The organism is Spirochaeta cellobiosiphila DSM 17781, assembly GCF_000426705.1.
Classification (GTDB): domain Bacteria; phylum Spirochaetota; class Spirochaetia; order DSM-17781; family DSM-17781; genus Spirochaeta_E; species Spirochaeta_E cellobiosiphila.
Genome location: NZ_KE384557.1, coordinates 201817 through 220611 on the forward strand (window position 1 = coordinate 201817; position 18795 = coordinate 220611).

The 18795-nt window shown below is 33.0% G+C and carries 22 protein-coding genes and 1 pseudogene; 17 read left to right on the forward strand and 6 right to left on the reverse strand.

Annotated elements, in window-relative coordinates:
- Positions 1-99: 99 nt before the first annotated feature.
- The gene (locus K345_RS21460; RefSeq protein ID WP_211227911.1) at positions 100-651 is read right to left on the reverse strand and encodes an IS66 family transposase; all 552 of its coding nucleotides are present in this window, start codon (positions 649-651) and stop codon (positions 100-102) included.
- 39 nt (positions 652-690) lie between these two features.
- Here K345_RS21460 and K345_RS23915 point away from each other — a divergent pair, with 39 nt between their 5' ends.
- The 7 genes from K345_RS23915 to K345_RS0115910 all read left to right on the forward strand — a co-directional run bounded on the left by K345_RS23915 (position 691) and on the right by K345_RS0115910 (position 5944).
- Positions 691-1005 (forward strand): IS30 family transposase, encoded by a 315-nt coding sequence (locus K345_RS23915; protein ID WP_425423297.1) that lies wholly within the window; start codon positions 691-693, stop codon positions 1003-1005.
- 184 nt (positions 1006-1189) lie between these two features.
- Positions 1190-1960: an NADase-type glycan-binding domain-containing protein gene (locus K345_RS0115885; protein ID WP_028975000.1), complete on the forward strand. Its 771-nt coding sequence runs from the start codon at positions 1190-1192 to the stop codon at positions 1958-1960.
- 331 nt (positions 1961-2291) lie between these two features.
- Complete coding sequence (locus tag K345_RS21470) at positions 2292-2474, forward strand: hypothetical protein (RefSeq protein ID WP_083963814.1); 183 nt, start codon at positions 2292-2294, stop codon at positions 2472-2474.
- Positions 2475-2920: 446 nt separating this feature from the next.
- Positions 2921-4132: an NADase-type glycan-binding domain-containing protein gene (locus K345_RS22575; RefSeq protein ID WP_028975001.1), complete on the forward strand. Its 1212-nt coding sequence runs from the start codon at positions 2921-2923 to the stop codon at positions 4130-4132.
- 200 nt (positions 4133-4332) lie between these two features.
- Positions 4333-4962: an RHS repeat-associated core domain-containing protein gene (locus K345_RS0115900; protein ID WP_028975002.1), complete on the forward strand. Its 630-nt coding sequence runs from the start codon at positions 4333-4335 to the stop codon at positions 4960-4962.
- A 23-nt stretch (positions 4963-4985) separates the two neighbouring features.
- Positions 4986-5147: a hypothetical protein gene (locus tag K345_RS23210; RefSeq protein WP_156888441.1), complete on the forward strand. Its 162-nt coding sequence runs from the start codon at positions 4986-4988 to the stop codon at positions 5145-5147.
- The gene (locus K345_RS0115910; protein WP_028975003.1) at positions 5144-5944 is read left to right on the forward strand and encodes a hypothetical protein; all 801 of its coding nucleotides are present in this window, start codon (positions 5144-5146) and stop codon (positions 5942-5944) included. The genes K345_RS23210 and K345_RS0115910 overlap by 4 nt, the downstream gene beginning before the upstream one ends.
- Before the next feature lie 129 nt (positions 5945-6073).
- Here K345_RS0115910 and K345_RS23685 read toward each other — a convergent pair whose 3' ends face one another.
- From K345_RS23685 to K345_RS23920, 3 genes and pseudogenes are all read right to left on the reverse strand, one after another.
- Positions 6074-6487: a transposase gene (locus K345_RS23685; RefSeq protein WP_083963815.1), complete on the reverse strand. Its 414-nt coding sequence runs from the start codon at positions 6485-6487 to the stop codon at positions 6074-6076.
- The gene (locus K345_RS23690; protein ID WP_083963816.1) at positions 6450-6884 is read right to left on the reverse strand and encodes a transposase; all 435 of its coding nucleotides are present in this window, start codon (positions 6882-6884) and stop codon (positions 6450-6452) included. Before K345_RS23690 ends, K345_RS23685 begins: the two co-directional genes overlap by 38 nt.
- Positions 6847-7095 (reverse strand): annotated as a pseudogene (locus K345_RS23920) (DUF4372 domain-containing protein); the annotation flags it as partial. The pseudogene K345_RS23920 and the gene K345_RS23690, both read right to left, overlap by 38 nt.
- A 66-nt stretch (positions 7096-7161) precedes the next feature.
- Between K345_RS23920 and K345_RS0115930 the strand changes: the two are divergent.
- The 8 genes from K345_RS0115930 (at position 7162) to K345_RS0115970 (ending at position 13261) form a co-directional block, all read left to right on the forward strand.
- Positions 7162-7692, forward strand: coding sequence for a hypothetical protein (locus K345_RS0115930; protein WP_028975006.1), 531 nt, complete (start codon positions 7162-7164; stop codon positions 7690-7692).
- 56 nt (positions 7693-7748) lie between these two features.
- Positions 7749-8525 (forward strand): hypothetical protein, encoded by a 777-nt coding sequence (locus K345_RS0115935; protein WP_028975007.1) that lies wholly within the window; start codon positions 7749-7751, stop codon positions 8523-8525.
- Between the two features lie 444 nt (positions 8526-8969).
- Positions 8970-9347 (forward strand): RHS repeat-associated core domain-containing protein, encoded by a 378-nt coding sequence (locus K345_RS0115940; RefSeq protein ID WP_156888448.1) that lies wholly within the window; start codon positions 8970-8972, stop codon positions 9345-9347.
- 182 nt (positions 9348-9529) lie between these two features.
- Positions 9530-9694: a hypothetical protein gene (locus K345_RS23215; protein ID WP_156888442.1), complete on the forward strand. Its 165-nt coding sequence runs from the start codon at positions 9530-9532 to the stop codon at positions 9692-9694.
- Positions 9675-10721, forward strand: a complete 1047-nt coding sequence (locus K345_RS0115950; RefSeq protein ID WP_028975009.1) for a hypothetical protein — start codon at positions 9675-9677, stop codon at positions 10719-10721. The genes K345_RS23215 and K345_RS0115950 overlap by 20 nt, the downstream gene beginning before the upstream one ends.
- A gap of 824 nt (positions 10722-11545) precedes the next feature.
- The gene (locus K345_RS0115960; protein ID WP_083963818.1) at positions 11546-11842 is read left to right on the forward strand and encodes an RHS repeat-associated core domain-containing protein; all 297 of its coding nucleotides are present in this window, start codon (positions 11546-11548) and stop codon (positions 11840-11842) included.
- 49 nt (positions 11843-11891) lie between these two features.
- Entirely contained in the window at positions 11892-12548 is a 657-nt protein-coding gene (locus K345_RS0115965; RefSeq protein ID WP_028975012.1) for a hypothetical protein, read from the forward strand.
- 203 nt (positions 12549-12751) lie between these two features.
- Positions 12752-13261 (forward strand): hypothetical protein, encoded by a 510-nt coding sequence (locus K345_RS0115970; protein ID WP_028975013.1) that lies wholly within the window; start codon positions 12752-12754, stop codon positions 13259-13261.
- Positions 13262-13354: 93 nt separating this feature from the next.
- Here the strand turns inward: K345_RS0115970 and K345_RS0115975 are convergent, their stop codons facing one another.
- Complete coding sequence (locus tag K345_RS0115975; protein ID WP_028975014.1) at positions 13355-13840, reverse strand: hypothetical protein; 486 nt, start codon at positions 13838-13840, stop codon at positions 13355-13357.
- Between the two features lie 138 nt (positions 13841-13978).
- Here K345_RS0115975 and K345_RS21480 point away from each other — a divergent pair, with 138 nt between their 5' ends.
- Positions 13979-14419: a MarR family winged helix-turn-helix transcriptional regulator gene (locus tag K345_RS21480; protein ID WP_053228394.1), complete on the forward strand. Its 441-nt coding sequence runs from the start codon at positions 13979-13981 to the stop codon at positions 14417-14419.
- Positions 14412-15743, forward strand: a complete 1332-nt coding sequence (locus K345_RS0115985; RefSeq protein ID WP_028975015.1) for an MATE family efflux transporter — start codon at positions 14412-14414, stop codon at positions 15741-15743. Before K345_RS21480 ends, K345_RS0115985 begins: the two co-directional genes overlap by 8 nt.
- Positions 15744-15782: 39 nt before the next feature.
- On the opposite strand, the gene K345_RS21485 is transcribed toward K345_RS0115985, so the two are convergent.
- Positions 15783-18740, reverse strand: coding sequence for a glycoside hydrolase family 3 protein (locus tag K345_RS21485; protein ID WP_053228395.1), 2958 nt, complete (start codon positions 18738-18740; stop codon positions 15783-15785).
- Positions 18741-18795 lie beyond the last annotated feature (55 nt).

The following is an 18795-nucleotide window of genomic DNA, read 5'->3' on the forward strand; positions in this document are numbered from 1 at the left end:
CTAATATACCACTAGTGAAATTAAATACCGTTCCCTTATTATCTAAAGAACTAATATCGTTCTTGAATATCAGTAAGCGTCAAAAAAACATCATAAAAGCTAATATATCAAGTTAAACATTATCTTTACAGTTCCAAGGCAGAAGTTTTTCCATTCTGTTTTATCAGTAATCAAAGGCACCTGGTTAAAAATATAGGCTAAATACAAATGTGGATTAAGTCCATTCTGTTTTGCGATTTCTATCAAGGAGTAGTAAAAACAAGAAGCCTCTGCTCCCTTAGGACTTCCAGAAAATAACCAATTCTTACGACCAACGACAAATGGTCTAATAGCATTTTCAGCTCCATTATTGTCTGGGGTTAACTGGGTACAATCTATATACTTCATTATCTTACTCCATTGTCCAAGGGCATATGATATGGCTTCTCCTGTTCTACTTGAATCTCTAACCGTTAAGGATTTTTTAGCTAGCCATTGTTTTAACTCCTTTAGTAACGGTAGAATCTTAATCTTTCTTTGTTCTAAGAACTCTTCTTGTGAGGAAGCTAATTCTCTAAGTTCTTTCTCAGTTTTATGGTGGCCGGAAATTCCTAGCGCACGATAATAAGTGTAATAGCAGAGTATGATCATCTGAAGCAACGTCGCTATCAATGTCCTAAGCTTAAAATAACAAAAGAAGATTGGAAGCGTATTATACCAAAACTTGAATTGAGATGGTCTCCAAATCAAATTGCTGAATTGTTTAAAAGGGATTATCCTACTCAAAGTATGAGCGGGAAAACCATTTATAACTGTATCCACTTTCATATGCATGGGGAACTGAAAAGGCTTGCTCTAAAAGATCTGTGCCAAAGAGGGACACAACATAAAACCTCAATAAATAGAGATAAACGTGGCAAAATCAAGAGTATGACGTTAATAGATGATCGCCCAACTGAAGTAGAGTCCAGAGAAGTACCAGGCCATTGGGAAGGAGATCTAATCATAGTAAATGTGTCATTGTAGAAAGACAAAACCGTTACATTCAATTAGAACTTTTAACAAAATATGATGCCACAACAGTAAGAAAAACAATTGAAAAACGCTTCAAGAGAATTGAACCACACCTGAGAAAAACCTTGACCTTAGATCAGGGAACGGAAATCCAGATTCTCTAAAAGTAACGATTGAAGATAAGGAAACAAATTAGATGAAAAAGGTTATGTTATTTATATCTCTAATTCCACTAGTTAGCTGTCTCTGGGCAAATGACCTTATCGGTAAAAAATATAATAGTCGAACAGGATACATCTCCTTTTCTGATTCAAAACTTGAATATGTTGCTATAAATTTAGAAGATAGGTCAAAGACAGAAATAAGGGCTGATTATGAAGTTCAAAAAAAAGATGGATTGAGTTACCTAGTATTTACCTTAAACCAAGAAGAACAGAAATGGTTGATGCTTTATTCTGAAGATATTTTGATCTTATATTCAAATGAAACTGATTACCCTTTTTTTATTGGGATTCCATCAAAACCATCAAAATTGGAAGGACTTTATATTGATCCAGATATTTTTAGTGCCACTAGTGAATTGAAAAAAGGGGAGACCATTTTTTCTCCCAAAAATCTTGGTTTGGTGAAGCTAGATACACCATGGGTGGAGGGTGTGAACTCTGTTGGTATTGGAGAAAGCATCGAAATAAATTCTTACAATGCTAATTCTTTTATTTTAAGTAATGGTTTTGTCAGTTACCGCAAACCTCATCTTTTCAGAATGAATTCAAGATTGAAGATGGTTTTGATTGAAGATTTAGAGAATAATACTTCTAAAGAATATTCTATTCCTGATTCTCCAGATCCTGTTACAATAAGACTTGAAAAAGCATCAACTAAGGTTCGTATTTCAATATTAGATGTTTATCCAGGTGAGAAATGGGAGGATACCTGTGTTAACTTCATTCTCATAAAGGCATTCTAATCGATAAGCTCATCAGATAAACCAAGGTTTATGGGTACTTGTTAGCTTACTTAGCTAGACTCCTATTGGCTTGTTCTCCTCCGATAATTTAGGTGTCTTTAAAATATATCCAAAAGATATGGAAGCATAAGAATTGATAATGTCGAATATACCTGAACTTGTAAATGATGTTATAGTTACCGGTGGACATGGTAGTGATGCTTTTAATTTAATAGAACCAGCTTTTATAGTGCCCCTAAAAAGTTGTACATCTTGCTGTGTAATGGACAGCAGAAGGAGTACAACAGCTGCAAAAGAAGTGGAGTGATTCAGAAAAAGCCAGAATAGCACTATGGCAATTCGAGAAGAGAAACCTATCATCGAAATAGCTCAAGAAACTGGAGCTCATCCCAACATGATTTCAAAGTGGAAAAGGGAACTTCTCTATGAAGCAGATTCGGCCTTTAGAAATGGGAAATTTGTTCAGGAACAGGACCTTGAAAAAGTGTGGGATGCGCTTTTCAAACAGATTTGAAGACTCCGTGCAGAGAATGATTTCCTAAAAAAATTTGAAGAAAATGGGACTCCTATGAAGTCCATGATTGAACCAGAGCGTGAAGACCTTCAGATCGTCTTTTTCATCATGCACATAAATTAGCTTAAAGGGTGATTCCTATAGAATTACGCTTTAGTTGATGGCTTAGATTTTCTTGAATGTGTTTTGGAATCTGATTTTAATAAAAAGGATTCTTTATGGAATCCTATATTAATATTAGACCATTAGAAATAGTAATGATTCTCTAGATCAGGTGTACATTGACTATCAAGGTAGATATTCTCACAAAGTTTATGTAATCGATGAGAATAAAGAGTTTAATACCTCATTACATTAATTCTTATATATCAGATCAAAGAATGATAGAATAAACAATCAGGTATTGTTATTATTTATTTAGTAAAAATAGTTAATAAGGTAATGAAATGAAAAGGTTTTTCTGGGTAATGACAATCTTTCTTTCTTTTAATACTGTATATGCAGAGGACCAAAGTGCTCTCATAATATATACATATACTCCCATAACTAGAGCAATTAATACTATTTATGAAGTAGATTTTTATAGTGATGGCTTAGTAAAAGAAATCAGAAAATATCTTAACCCACAAGATAGAACTATACCTACCTCAGAATTGAATAAATTAAATGATATAAGACTATTAGAAACAATCAGTGTTAGCAGATCAGATTCTAGAATATCTGTGTATAAGAAATCGAAGAACGCAACAAAAGAATTGATTGAATATTATGATTATCTAAATAGCGGAATGATTCAACGAATGAAAGTGAATGATTTGCAAACAAGCAGATTAATAGAGATTTATGATAACTATGGTAGCTTTAATTATAATTACAAAAATGAACTTACTTTTTCTTTTAGTAATGAAAAAAACAAAATGACTTGGGAATACCCTACCCATAAAAGTATTACTAGCTATTTAATTAGTGATAATGCTAGTCTTGAAAAAATCATAATAGATGAACCCAAAAATATTAGTTGGATTAATATTACTCATTCTAAGTCAAATGAATACCAAATCGAAAACCGTGATGATGAATTTGAGCCTTTTATATCAAAGTATGACATTTTTAATTCTGGGGATTATGAGATATCTCCCATGACAGTCCCAATAAATTTATTTTTATGTCCCAATGATACAACTAATAAAATAACAGCTTTCTTTATTAGAAATGTATTTGATAGGAATAGAGATGTTCTACGTGCTGGAAAAACGTATGAATCATCTTCCATTCTTGTAGAAGGAACTATTAACTATAAAGCTAGTAATCTAGGAAATTCTCTTTTTGCAAAACCTTGGGTAGAAGGAGTTAATGGGTATGGTATCGGTGAAACTATAACAATTAGTGATGATAGGGAATTTACTGAATTAATTCTATCCAATGGATATAAATCCTATGATAATCCAACACTATATGAAAAGAATAGTCGATTAAAAAAGATTCAAATAAAAGGAATGGATACGGAAACTGTTCTTGATGTTGACATTAAGGATTCCTCTGGGCCTCAGAGTATCAAACTACCAAAATCTGAGACTAAAGTTGTGATTACTATTTTAGATATCTATCCTGGTTCAACGTGGGAAGATACATGTGTGAACTATATTTTGGTTAGATAGGTATATTTTGAAAACAAAATTTAAAGCTCGTTATATAACTATTTAGTTATGAGATAGAAAAGAATAGAGTCTAAGAGGTCAAAACTAATAGGGTTTTTAATCTCACTAGTGAATATCTAAGAACTAATGGTCATTTCGTAAGTCGAACAGATTCTACCAATCATAATTATTCCTTTCATAATAAGTTCTATAGGAATTACATGAGAAAAGCTTTTTATTGTCAAGATGGCCTTGGTTCGATCAGTAGTCTGTTTAACTCCTTGGGATTTGAATCAGAAAGCTATGATTATGATGCCTTCGGTCAGGCCATTAATGGTAGTTTTGTAGGACAGAACCAGATGGGATATAATGGTAAAAGAGTCGATAGCTTTACTGGTAAATATGATTATGGCTTCCGAGATTATGACCCTATGAGAATGAGATGGACGACAATAGATCCTATTAAAGATGGTTCTAATTGGTATGTGTATGTTAGGAATAATCCTATTAATTTTATTGATTTGTGGAGGTTGAGCGCTACTACTGAGAATGATGGAATTCAAATTGACTCTCAAACGGCTATTCAGGTTGGTGCACAAGTAGGCGCAAATATAATTGAATCAGAGTTAAATCATGTAAAAAATATTATTGATCCTAGTCGAAATATTGTACAGAAAGGTATTGAGGCAAATCTAATAAATCTAGATTTACATACCCAAAATATTGATGATACCATGGAGATACTGGAAGGAACAGGTAGTAAGACTACAAATTTTCCAGAACAAATTCAGGTGATTATACTGATGTGTATGTCAATAAGTCTATATCTACAGCAACTGAGGGATCTGTAAAATCTCTTATTCGACCAGATGTAATGGGTAAGAAAGAAGATGCTACTATAGATGTAGTAGAGGTTGCAAGTACAAAAACACAGACAGAGACAATGCTTGAAGCTAAGGTCGCGATTATTGAAATGAGATTAGGTGATTTATCGGGGGATAGCTCTGTTCTTATACCAGAAGGAACAAGTAAATGAAAAGAAATGTGTCGCTAGTTACCTATGTTGAAAAGTCAGTAAATAGTCAAAGCATTGAAACATTTTTTCCAATTATAGATAGCTTTAAGAAGTGCTTCAAAAGTAATGAATTTAACTATACGCGAATATCTGGTTTTGATTTAAGAGATGATTTAGCGATATTAAATGCATTAAGTAATCCTCCAGTTTATAAATTTGATTTGTTTGATGAGAAAGCTATTAAAGATAGTTTATCATGTACAATTGAAGAAGATCTATTCATTTACTCAATCACCTCGGCTTCTAAGAGTTTAAAAAATGACTTTGTGTTTAGTTATATGAATCAGGAAATGGTAAAAAAGTCGAGATATAAACGGATTTATTTACAGTTTCCATTTAAAATTAATAATATTGATTTTGATGAAGTTTTAAGCCACTTGAATAGCGAATTTGTATTGAAAAATGCATTTATTGAAGTAATGGATGGGGATATTTTAGCAAGTTCCTATTTTAATGAAATCTTAACACCAAATATTACTGTGGAGCAAAAAGATGATCTTAGACAATGGAAAAAAAACCTTAAGAAGTTAGATTCAATTTTTAGGAATGTTTTTTATGGTAATATTATTACTAATTCAATGATAACAGAAGTGAATGGACTAAAACGAATATCTACTTCACTAGATAGATTAAACATATATAACAGATTTATTGATAAAAATATTTTATATTTTGAATGGCAGCAAAAAGAAGATATTGTGCCTAAGTCAGAACTTATACATCTCTTGAGGGAATCTGGTGTGCACTTTTCTAATTAGAATATTGTAAGCCAATATTACAGGTGATTTGTATGTAGATACTTATTTTGCTTTTTCTATTAATTATAGGAATCATGACGGACACATTGAATAAATATTCATAATCATACCTGTCCAAAATAAATCACTTCAATAAACAGGACCTAACTGTCCAGTATTTCTTTCACTAAAATCATCGATTAATTTAGGCTTATTTAGCCATATCCATATATCTTGTTTTATGAATAGTAAAGTAGATATTATGACCATTAAAGATTGTACGGTCCAATTTCGATTCGCTTCTTTTGCTATATATTTTAATAACAAACTGGTTATCATACATATCAAGATTTGTGTCATGACGGCGTTTTGACTAGTACCGAGAAAGCTTTTAATCTTTAGATTCTGCTTAATTGTCTTAAAGAGGATTTCTATTTGCCATCTATCCTTGTAAATTGCTGCTATTGTCTTGGCAGACCATGTCAATTGATTTGTTAATAGGCGTATGGTCTTGTTTGTATCAGGATCATAACTTTCTACAATCCTTATAGGTAGAATATCCAGCCATTTTTATATCCTGATCACAATTTATATTTTCATAATGATCAACATCATAGTCTTCAAGTATGTCAAAGACTGAATTGGATTTTAACCTAGTCACAAAATAAATACCTCTAGCGCAATAGTTTGAAAAGATCTTAAAGCTATTGTAGCCTCTATCAAATACTAAACTGTCACCGGATTGAACCTTCATTTGTGTTAACTGATTTACTTCATGTTCTTTAGCGTCTGTCATGGTTAAAACAGAAGGAATATATCCTGAGTGATTGCGTTTGACATGGAGTTTAATTCCTCCTTTCTTTTTTCTAAAAGAAGCCCAAGGAAACATATTCAAACATAAGTCTATCGTGGTTTCATCAATACTATTCATAGATTTTAGAATCACGGTTCTTATTAGCATAGGATAGTGTAGATCTTTTGACTTTGGATAATCCCATATGATAGAGCTTGCTATTATTGACTTCTAGTCCTTTTTGTCCTGAAAGATGAGCAAACAGCATTGCAGTAAATTGGTTCCTACAGCTAAATCCTTTGGAGTGAAAGTCTCCTTTATACTTTTTAACTAACTTAGCAAAATCATGTCTTGGAATAAATTGAAGAAGTTGTGAAAAAGTGGTATTTGATGTCTTATTAGCCGATTCCCTTTTATAGTAATCTTTTAGTCAATTTTATTTTAATTGGAGATCGATTTTTATAATACACTTTTTAGTATTTATTTTGGACAGCTGTGGGCATATAACTTATTTGTTGATACTACGTTTGATGATATTATTGAAGCTGCTGAAAGTAAAGGAGAAACTGTAAGAGTCGTTGGAGGTGATGAGGCAACTGCTGAAAACTTAACTAATAATGAATTGACAAATGATGATACACAACGTTTAATTGTTGTAGCTCACGGCGGAAGCTCAGGAAGCTTTTATGATACAAATGATGACCCAATTGACTTATCTTCATTTGACTTAAGTAATACAGGAAGTATTATGACAACAATTGATCTTGTAGGATGCTATGCGTCTACTGGTTCAGGATATTGGGAAACTCAAACAGGATTATCAGATATAAGGACATATAATCCTTCTTCCCCTTCTTCTCCAATTCATTGGAATCAGACCAATGATACTCTTCAGGATTTGATTCCAGAATCCATAGAAACAGGAGTCGATAATTCTGGTGAACCAATTAATAAGCCATATATGATTTATATCTAATGTAATAAAATTTGTTTCTGAGATCGTAGGATCTAAAGAAGAGGGAAGCTTGAATTGTGAGAGTTAAGATCAGTATACTTTTGTTATCGATTGGTTTACTTCCCCTTTGTGCCAGTGGAATATCTGATAATAAGTTTGTGTATAAATTAAATGATCGTTATAGGATAGATGTAATAAGTACCTTAAACGATAGTCCTAATACACATGAGTTTATATCTGATCATGAGTATGTGTATGCGACTCATTCAAATGAAAAGATATTATTGGATTTACCAATTAGATTAAAAGAGGAAGTGATTTTAAGTATTAATAATCTTAATTACGATAATATAAGCAAGACTATTTGGTTATCAGTTATTGTAAAAGGTGATAAGGAAATTCTTATGTTACTTTTTTATTATTCATTAGAACATAATGAATGGAAAGAAGTTCCTGATTTATATGATACTGTATATAAGTTTGTAGTTAATAATAATTTTTTAATTATAAGCGCACAAAGAGAACCATATTATCGTACCTATGATATTTTAAATCAGTCAGTGAAGGATCTTAATATAGAAAGAGATACGGGAAGATTTTTCAATTCCATTCTATCTTTTAACATAGAAAATCAGAATATATTGTTAAAGTTTATTTCTAATGATGGTAGAGAAAAATATTGTCTATATAATTGGTATTCACAAGATATGAATTTCTATGATGATCCTTTTTATGATCGCAGAGTATCTTTTGATGATTACACATTGTTCGATAACTTTTTTATAGCGGTAAACAGACAACACCAATATACCTCAGATATTTATTTGAAACCTCATCATATAAAGAAATATTAACAGATTTACCTTTTGAAGTATATTCTTTAAAAAAGTACGATCAAGATAGAGTGGTTTTCTTAGTTGTAAATGATGTAACAAATCATGCATTTCTTTGTACTAAAAAATTTTGATGACATATAATAATCCCCCAAGAGTTAAGAGTCGATATTTGTAGAAAATTCGTAGATGTCAAAATCTTCACTCCTACAATTGCTTAAGTTAAATCTAGTGTCATCTTTGTAGAGGGGCAATCATGAAAAGAACAGGAAAGCAGATGACTGAACATCTTGAAACATGGAAAAGATCTGGTTGAAATGAATCAAGTGTTACTAACGCGTTTTTTCCCTGGACTTGGGGAAGGACTTTGTCCAGATAGATAATTCCTAACTGTTCTATCAATCACTCTATTCTTGGAAACGAACTTATGACGAGCATGGTCGATTGTCTATAGAAACAGATCCCATGAATAATGAAACACAATATACCTATGATGCCTTCGGTCAGGCCATTAATGGTAGTTTTGTAGGACAGAACCAGATGGGATATAATGGTAAAAGAGTCGATAGCTTTACTGGTAAATATGATTATGGCTTCCGTGATTATGACCCTATGAGAATGAGATGGACGACGATAGATCCTATTAAAGATGGGGCTAATTGGTATGTGTATGTTGGGAATGATCCTATTAATTTTATTGATTTGTGGGGGTTGGATACACTGACAACCTACAATAAGGATCCAACTCCTGGAAGTGATATAATAGTTGATGAGTATGGTAATCCTGGCCATACATGGATTTGTATAGATACCGATGAAGATGATGATAAATGGTTTGGATAGGGACATCCTAATAATGAAGATCCATCTATTGATGGAGTGAACAAGTTAATGAGGGTTCAGGCCATAACTATGGTGGAAGCCAGTCTGATGAAGAGGCAATGATGTGTTCAGAGGCGGTCGCTGATTGTTTAAAAGAGACAGATACTTTGACAAGCGAATAGGAAGCTATAATAGATGATGGATTGGATGAATGGAGTAATCATTTTCCTGATCCTGTACCAGAATCTTTAGAAGAAATAGCAAAGAAAGTCGGTGAAGATACTAATCCAAATCCTAGTAGTATGGAAGATATTATAAGCGAATTAAATGAGTCAAAAGGAGCCTGTGTTGGAAAAAGTAAAAATTAAAAGTAGATACTCTATACTTTTTCTTTTTATCTACTTAGTAATGGCTCCAAGTTTAAGTGCAGACAATTTCAAGGTCTTTCAAAAATTGGAACCAGAAGTAGATAACATGGAATTAGAACTTAATCCAGAGCGTACTCTATTCTTTTATGATCTAAGTGGTTCTAACAGACAAAAGGAAAATATTTTACAAGTAACTCTTCCCACAATGGAAGAGTCTTTAGCTCACACTGATTCAAAACTTAATCCTGCGGAGGTATTATATGGCTTTTATAATCCAAATACAAACGAGTCTTATTGCTATCTGATGCCAGTTGATACTTCTGATTATCCGCAAGGTTGGTATAAACTTCACTATGTTAACGAAGTATTAAGTTTTGTTAAAAATAAAGCTATGCTAAAATATTTCCATCGCTATCGAAGCCAAACTATCTTTTCGATTCCTGGTACTAATGATTTACTTAGCTCTCAATATGAAATTAATATAAATGGTGATAAATTAAAACATGAGAGTATTCGCATTATTTCCCAAGTAGGGCAAAAAGTAATATGGAGTTTATCTCCTGATCCAAAGGAATTAAAAGAATACCATAACGCTTTGTGGATTAAGGATACTTGGTTGCTCATAGAGGATCTAGGTATTATCAAAACTGATGAAACATATGTTGATACTTTGGTGAATTATAAAAATGGTCAGGTAAAATCTTTTGCTCCTGATATAATCATTGGAAATGGAAATAAAAATATAATTACAACATCTAAGGATCTAATGGGAATTAATGTACAAGATCCCTATGGGAATATAGAATATAAAGATAGCAATTTAGATCTCATTCAACCAATTCGTGATAAATTCGGATATGATGGCTTTCTATACTTTGCCTATTATGATCCTCCGTACCTATATTATGAAGTTTATGATGGGTTCGGTTTTTATGCTCCTATTTTCAGTGTTATAATAGATCTCATTAACAAAAAATCTTACTACAATATGGGTAGTAGATACTCTTCTATTCTTGGTGTTTTTTAGTTTGAGAGAGTAGTAAAACTTTATGTCAATGTTTAATATGAATACAATAAGAAATGCACTATTTGAGTTCTATGACGTGGTTATAGTTAAAAGTGAGAAATATACTAAAAAACCTGATTTATTTTAACTCGGGTAAAAATACTGGTAGGTCCCAAAATGATTAAAGATATAATTTTAGCTCCTTTCTTAATACTAATACAACCAAAGACTAATTGGGAAAAGTTAAAGAGTCTTGATATTAATAAGTTTGGTCTAATAATTTATTACTTTTCTACATCAATAGTAATAACTTTGTTCACTACTCTATTAGCAGTATGGGGTAGGCCATTATGGGGCGTTGGATCAGCTCTACACAGTTTCCTTTTTGTTTCTGAACTTACTCTGATAATGATCCTAACTGACCTAGCATTATTTCTCAGTCTAAATATCATACTCAAAGTTTTTGATATAAAACCAGAAGAAATTGATATTATGAAGCTAGTTTGTTTTTCAAAAATGCCATTTCTAATATCTAAGCTCATAAATGTATTTTTTTCTCTCGGCTCTTTTGTCTTCGTACCATTTTTATATAACCTTGTATTAATCTTATTTGGAGTAAAGGTTTTATGGGAACTAACATCGAAGGATTCCTTTTTGGTATCTGTTAGCTGTTATGCAATATATTTAACATCTTATATTCCATTAACATTTTTCCTTAAGTGGTTGTTGTTGACTACAATTTAGCTTGTTCGCAATATTTATTCAGTTTAATTGAATACAAAATTGTAGTTGTATTGTTTATATTGTGGTAGCACAATGAACAGAGAAGTTATGATTATGATCCCATGAGGATGAGATGGAGGACGATAGATCCTATTAAGGATGGGGCTAATTGGTATATGTATGTTGGGAATGATCCTATTAATTTTATTGATCCTTTTGGATTAGCTGAAGTAGAGGAAAATGATGTAGATCCACAGGTAGTTGATGATCTTTTCGATTTCCATTTTGATATTATGTCTTGGAACACAGCGTTAGAAAATGAAAAAAAACAACAGGACAGAATGGCGAATCCTGGGATAGCACTGATGGGATACAAGATCCTCCCGAACAAGAAGTGCGTTCTATTGATAATCCACTAAATAATAATTGGACTTATGTTCCATTACCAGATTTGTATAGGAGTTAGCCATGAAAAAAATTATATTTTGTGTATACATTCTTTTAATATCAACAGCTTGGTCTGAAACGGTATCCTTAGAACTCATAGGATTGAATCAATCAAAGACTATACATGTTAATAGTGATATTGTAGAACTTAAACTTACCAAGCCGGATATGATAGTGCCTAACTTAGTCAGTATCAGAGGATTGGACTCTCTTAAACGGTTAGATAGCTTAAGTATAGAGTTTTCTAATTTAACTAATTTTGAAAATATATGGAGACATTTTAATGGAATAACTGAACTTCACTTGGGGTTTGTTACATTACAAGATTTAAATTTTCTTAAAGAATTGACTTCATTAAAAAGGTTGCATTTGTATGAAGGAATTAATATTCAAAATATGAACATTAACTTAAATAGCTCAAGTAAATTAGAGTATATTCAAATATGGGGATATACATTAGATATGATTCCCACTATTAACAATCCTCCATCTAGTTTCGGATATTTAGATATTGCTTGGAGTAAATTACCTGTTGGATTTAGTTATACCGATTTTTCAAATAACATAATGTATGTCATAAATGATGATGACTATGAAAAATTAAATAGAAGTTTAGATAATGTAATGGGATATGGTAATGCAAAAAAACTACTATCATATTATCAATATTTAGAATGATTGGAATTCCATTAGGACATTATGGAGAGTTGGATAAGTTTTACAGAGCTTTCTCTTTGTTTCTGAACTTACTTTTATCATGATCCTAACTGTTATGCAGTACATTTAACATCCTTTACTCCATTAACTTATTTGGTGATAATCCCCATTTTTAATATTTTAAAAATATTTTTTTTATGGTTTATTTATCAAAGGAGTAAAAAGTGAAAAAATTAATTTTCTTTATTATTGCTATATTATTAGTATTATCAAGTTGTGATATCATCGATGAGGAAGATGTAGATGATACCCCCTCGTATATAGGAACATGGATATCTACTAACAGTGGAAAGTATGCAAATGGTGATAAATTTAAAGCAACTACCACGTTAAAAATATCGAAGAATGAGATTACCAAAATATATGTAATTAATCGTACATCCAGTGAAGGAACAATCGTTAACACACATAAAGATGAAAATAAATATTCTTTTAGATCCGAAGGATCTAATAAGTTGATATTAACACCAGCGGAAATGACAATTGGTGACAGATGGTATGATATTAGTGATGAGAGAGCATTACGGACTGCCTTTGAAGCATATGATGAGTATAAATATCCTGATGATGAGTGGGCTAGTAGGTACAAAGGTATTACTGATGTTAAATCATGGGAGTATTCAATATCTGGTGATATTATAACAATCTATGAGATAAAATACACTAAACAATAAGTGGACTACCTAATAACCGTTTCTATGATTAAATTTCAAAAACAAAAAAGCCAGAGCTATTGCAATGGCTTTTTTAATATTTAGTTATCTTACTTATTCTGCTGTTTGTACTTGTAGAGGAACAGTTACATTCAAGGATTTCCCTTCTGCATCAGTAAGATAGACAGATACATTCATTGAGTTATTTTCATCAAAAGCTAATGGAATAGATAAACTTGCTTTTTGATCATACTTCTTTGTATTATCCCAAAAATAATGATGAATAATCATTTTAAGTTCAATTTCTCGAAAATTAATATCCACATTACCTGCTTTTTGAAGATCTTCATAATCTGTAGCATTTAGGTCTACATCATAGTTCTCTAACAAATGTTTTTGTACAATATCTAATATATTTGGTATTTGCTCGTCAAAAAACTTTTGTCCCTGTTTTCCTTCGTCTACTTCTTCAGTTACCACTACAGATATTCCAGTCAAATGAAATTCTTTGTTTTCTAATGTTGATAAATCTAAGGGGGGGGTAGAAGCACAACTGAACAATAAAGACGATAGAAACGCTAAAACTAATATCTTTTTCATTTTTTCTCCATATTTTGTTATTGTTATGTGAAGTCTAGCACGGTATTAATTCTTAATCTATTGGGAAAACCATGGAAAATGGTAACTGACTCTCTTGATAAAAGTCCGAATAAGGACTATATGTGTCGGGAGGTGTCTATGAATACTAAACGAAAACAACAAATCCAGGCGATCAACTCATCCATGAGTCGTGCTAATGAACTATATGGTAGATGGGCTAAGCAACATGGTTTGAATTATAACGCCTTATTGATTTTTTATATCCTTCACGAAAAGAAAGAATATTCCCAAAAGAGGATCTGTGAGGAGTGGTTGTTACCCAAGCAAACAGTAAATACTGTATGTAAAAGTCTTGAAAAGTCAGGTTATATAACAACGGAAACCAACAAAGAGGATAGAAGAAGTAAAACAATCAGATTAACCGAAAAGGGGCAGGAATATACCAATGATGTTATATCAAAACTCTATAAAATAGAAGAAAGAGTTATGGAGCATATGGGTAATGATCTATGTGAAATGTTTGTTAAGACTAACGAATTATTTGCTCACTATTTGAGTATTGAGGTAAATAATGATTAGTGTTTTCCAAAGGAAGCAATCCTTTGTCAGATTAATTTCTTATGCCTTTCCTAATATCATTATGATGTTAGTTTTATCATTGTATACGATCATAGATGGTATATATATTTCCCGTTATATTGGTACGACAGCATTGTCCGCCATGAATATGCTCATTCCATTGTTAAATACGGAATTGGCCATTTCTATTATGTTTGCCTCTGGTGGAAGCGCTATCATTGCTCGAAAGCTTGGGGAAAATAAAGAGGCAGAGGCTGTTAATGATTTTTCATTAATTGTTATTGCTGTTGGTGTTTTGTCAATTGTTTTCGCGGTAACGGGAAGTTTGTTTCTTAGAAACATTATTACTATGTTGGGAGCTAATGAAGAGCAATATGAATTAAGTCTGGAATATGGAAGAATCTTAGTATTCTTTTCACCATTCTTTTTCTTACAAACACTATTCCAGGTTATCTTTGTAACAGCCGGAAAGCCAAAGGTTGGATTGTTTCTGACCTTAATGGCAGGTATTACTAATATCATTCTCGATTATGTATTTGTTGCAAAATTACAATTAGGTCTTAGTGGTGCTGCCTTGGCCACGGGGATAGGGGCTTGTATCCCTTCCCTGGCAGGACTATTTTATTTTGGAGTCATTAGGAACAATACTTTAAAATTAGTTAAACCCTATAGGAATATACCTATGTTGATCAAAGCTTGTTATAATGGATCTTCTGAGATGGTTACTAATTTTTCTAATGCTATAACGACCTATTTGTTCAATTATTCTTTTTTAAAATATTTTGGTGTTGATGGTGTCGCTTCTATCACTATCGTTCTTTATTATCAGTTTATCTTCAGTGCTGTTTATATTGGATTTTCTATGGGGGTAGCTCCCATCATCAGTTATAACTTTGGTTCCAGAGATTTTCCTCAATTGAAACGAATCTTGTTAAATAGCTTCCTGTTCCTTTTTGTGAGTGCTTTAATATCCTACGGTGGATCAAGAATTATTTTTGTTAATACTCTGAAAGTCTTTACTCAGGTCGGGACTCAAGTCTTCAATATTACTTTAGAGGGTTTCAATATATTTGCTTTTTCATTGTTCTTGATGGGATTTAGTATTTTTGCCTCGGCCCTATTTACAGCATTGTCGAATGGGAAAGCCTCATTAGTCATTTCCTTTTCAAGAACTTTTCTCTTTTTGGCAAGTGCTATCATTATTATTCCCCAATTAATAGGGGGACAGGGGTTGTGGCTTGCCGTTCCTGTAGCAGAAGTTCTGGGAATTGGTGTTTCTGGCTATATATTATTGTTGTACAGAAAAAAGTATCATTACTTTTAAGTATCTCTTCAGCTCATAAGAGCTGAAGAGATCTTATATCTAGAATAACTTAATTTTGATTAGTCCTAATAGAGCAACAATACAGAGTAGATCCCCGATCATTAATCCAATAAACCAAGGTGAAGGGGTATACTTGATCAGCGTACCTGGAGCCGCTCCTTCCATTAGGTTACTATTAGCATATGCGTAACTTATGTGCTTTATGGCATTTCTATAAGTCCATTTTGCTGTAGCACTATTAAGGTCGTTTGCTTTTGTCGGTAAGAACCACATTTTTAAGTCTGAACCAGCTCTAAAAACCTTATCTGTGATATTGGGTGAGTTCTGAAGGAACATATCTGTTGATACAACACCTTGATATCCCCATTCACCTCGTAAAACTTCCGTTATGAGAGGGTAGTTTGCGGCATTCCATTCCCCATTTACCATATTGGCTGCTGCCATCATCCCTGTAGCAGCTCTCATTCGCTTGGTTTTCATTTCCCCTTCAGTGTCATCAATGAACTTTAAATTCATCCTGGCTTCTTTTACCGCTATCTCGAATGGTTTTAAATATATCTCTCGAATGGTTTGTTCTGTAGCCCAAACTTGTAATGCTGTCGCAGGGCCTTCATAATCATTAAGGGCAAAATGTTTCATATAAGAGATCACACCCTGATCCCCAGCGCCTGATACTACTTGTGCTGCTAATTTTCCAGACAATAAAGGATCTTCAGAGTAATACTCAAAGTTTCTACCATTAAAGGCTGATCGGTGAAGATTCAATCCTGGACCGTACCAACCTGTATATCCCAATACCAATGCCTCTTGTCCAATCGCAACACCATATTCATAGGCCAAGTCCACATTCCATGTTGAAGCCACTATCACTTCACTGGCAAAAGCTGTTGTGTCTGGGCCTCCATCAGCACCTGTCAAGCCCCAACCTTGCGGACCGTCATGATCTACAGATTCTGGCTTTCCTATGGAAGTTAATGCTCCTGTTCGAAAGGCTGCCATAAAAAGTGTATTTGTTAGTTCATTACTATCATAATCAATTTGATCTAGTAGTGTATCCCATGATTCATCAGAATAGGATTTGCCTCGCATATCGCTAAGTGTTAATCCATTTTTTATTTTGGATTTTGGTTCTTCGGAGTGATAGATAAGACTTTCTTCGTGGTTTCCTAATAGACGATCTGTTTCTATGTCAAAGGATGATGCTTTTTGTAGACGGGATTCGGATAGACTTTTCTCTTCTGGTGTTGATGGTTGTGTATTTACCCAGTTAGCTCGGCTTAAAGGAGTTGTTTCTTCTGCCATATACTGATTACTATCTTCAAATTTATTACTTGCTGCTACAAAGTTGACAGTCCCCGTTTCTGGTATATAGGTAGGATTCCCTTTGTCATCTAATTCTGACTGACTTCTTTTTTCACTATCTCTTGGATTGTCATTATTATACCAGATCGTAGATGCTAGATTAACACTCTTCTCTTCCCAAGAGTCATGACTGTTTTTTCCGAGGAACAACGAATAATCACCTTCTTCTAGCATATAACTTCCTATTGTACCATCTGAGTTTTTAACTAGATAATTATAGGACGCCATGTCCTCCCAGTTAATACTTATGGTTTTGCTTACGCTTTCACCTGCTGGAACAAAGATTTTATCAAAGGCAATTAAATTCTTGGTGGGCTTCTCCACTTTCATCTCAACATCTAATCTGGTATAAGGTGCTGAATAATAAATCTGTATAGTCTCTTTGCCATCCAGGCTTCCTATATTGTTTACCTTGATTGTCAAATCGATACTATCTCTATTTTGCTTAATTTTGGTAATCTCTTGAGTGAAGTTACTATAGGATAACCCATATCCGAAGGGGTAATTCACCGACTTATTATAATCAATAAATCCAAGATCTGATGCTGTTTCAAAGAATCTATATCCATAATACATGCCTTCTTCATATTCAATAAAATACAAACCTTTGTAGTTACTTGCTATTTGGGTTGATTCCGTATTCGAGTAGGTTCGATCAGGTAGGAAGTTTGCCGTTGTTGGATTTGCTAAAATATGACGATCCCAGATGTCAGAAGTACGACCTGAAGGATTTACCTCTCCAGAAAAAATATCTGATAGTGAATCAAAACCAGTTCCTCCTGGGCCTCCTATCCAAACAATGCTATCCACTTCCAATTCGCCTTCCATGATAGGTTGGACTTCCATAACATTTGAGGTGTTTAGAACAACAATAACAGCTTTGCTATACTTCTTTGCTATGGTTATCATGCTTTTCTCATAGTCCGTTAATTGAAGTTCGTGTTCAGTACCGTCAACATAAGCATTATCCTGAAGATTTCCTCCTTCTCCTCCAACACGTCCTATATAGATAATAGCTGTGGTATCTTTTAGGGACTTGACAATATCAGTGTAAATACTTGGCTCATATTCAACAATACTAGTTGTAACACCTGAAAATCCTTTGAAACCACTTGTATCTTCGACTTTCAAGTCTTTTATCGCTGTACTGGTAATCTCTTTTGGTTTGGCCTCTTTAAGAACTTTGACAATTTGCTCATTGAGAACAAAATATTTCTTTAAAGATTCTTCTGGGGTTTTAATATACTCTTTACTTGGATCTACGGATCCAGATCCTGTTCCCCCATAGACAGGAGTTATAAAGCGATATCCAAAAGGTGATACTTTGCTGTTTTTTTCAAGAGGCAACACACCATTATTCTTAAGAAGAACAATTCCTTCATCTGTCACTTTTTTACTAATTTTCATCCCAAAACCGACAGAACCAGTTACAGAATCTGTATTGGTAAACATTTGGTTGTAATACTCTGGTTTGCTTGATGATTCATCAAAACTTTCATAGACTCTTTTACCCTGTCCAAGGTAGGTATCCAATGAGTGGGAAAAGTATAGAGCTACTCCGTTCAGTATTGCCACTATTGCTACAATACCTAGGATGACAATTAACCATATGGTTTTATTTTTCTTATTGTTCATGCCTTCCTCCTAAATAATATTCGCTATAAAGAGTAGGGAAGGACTGAATAATGAC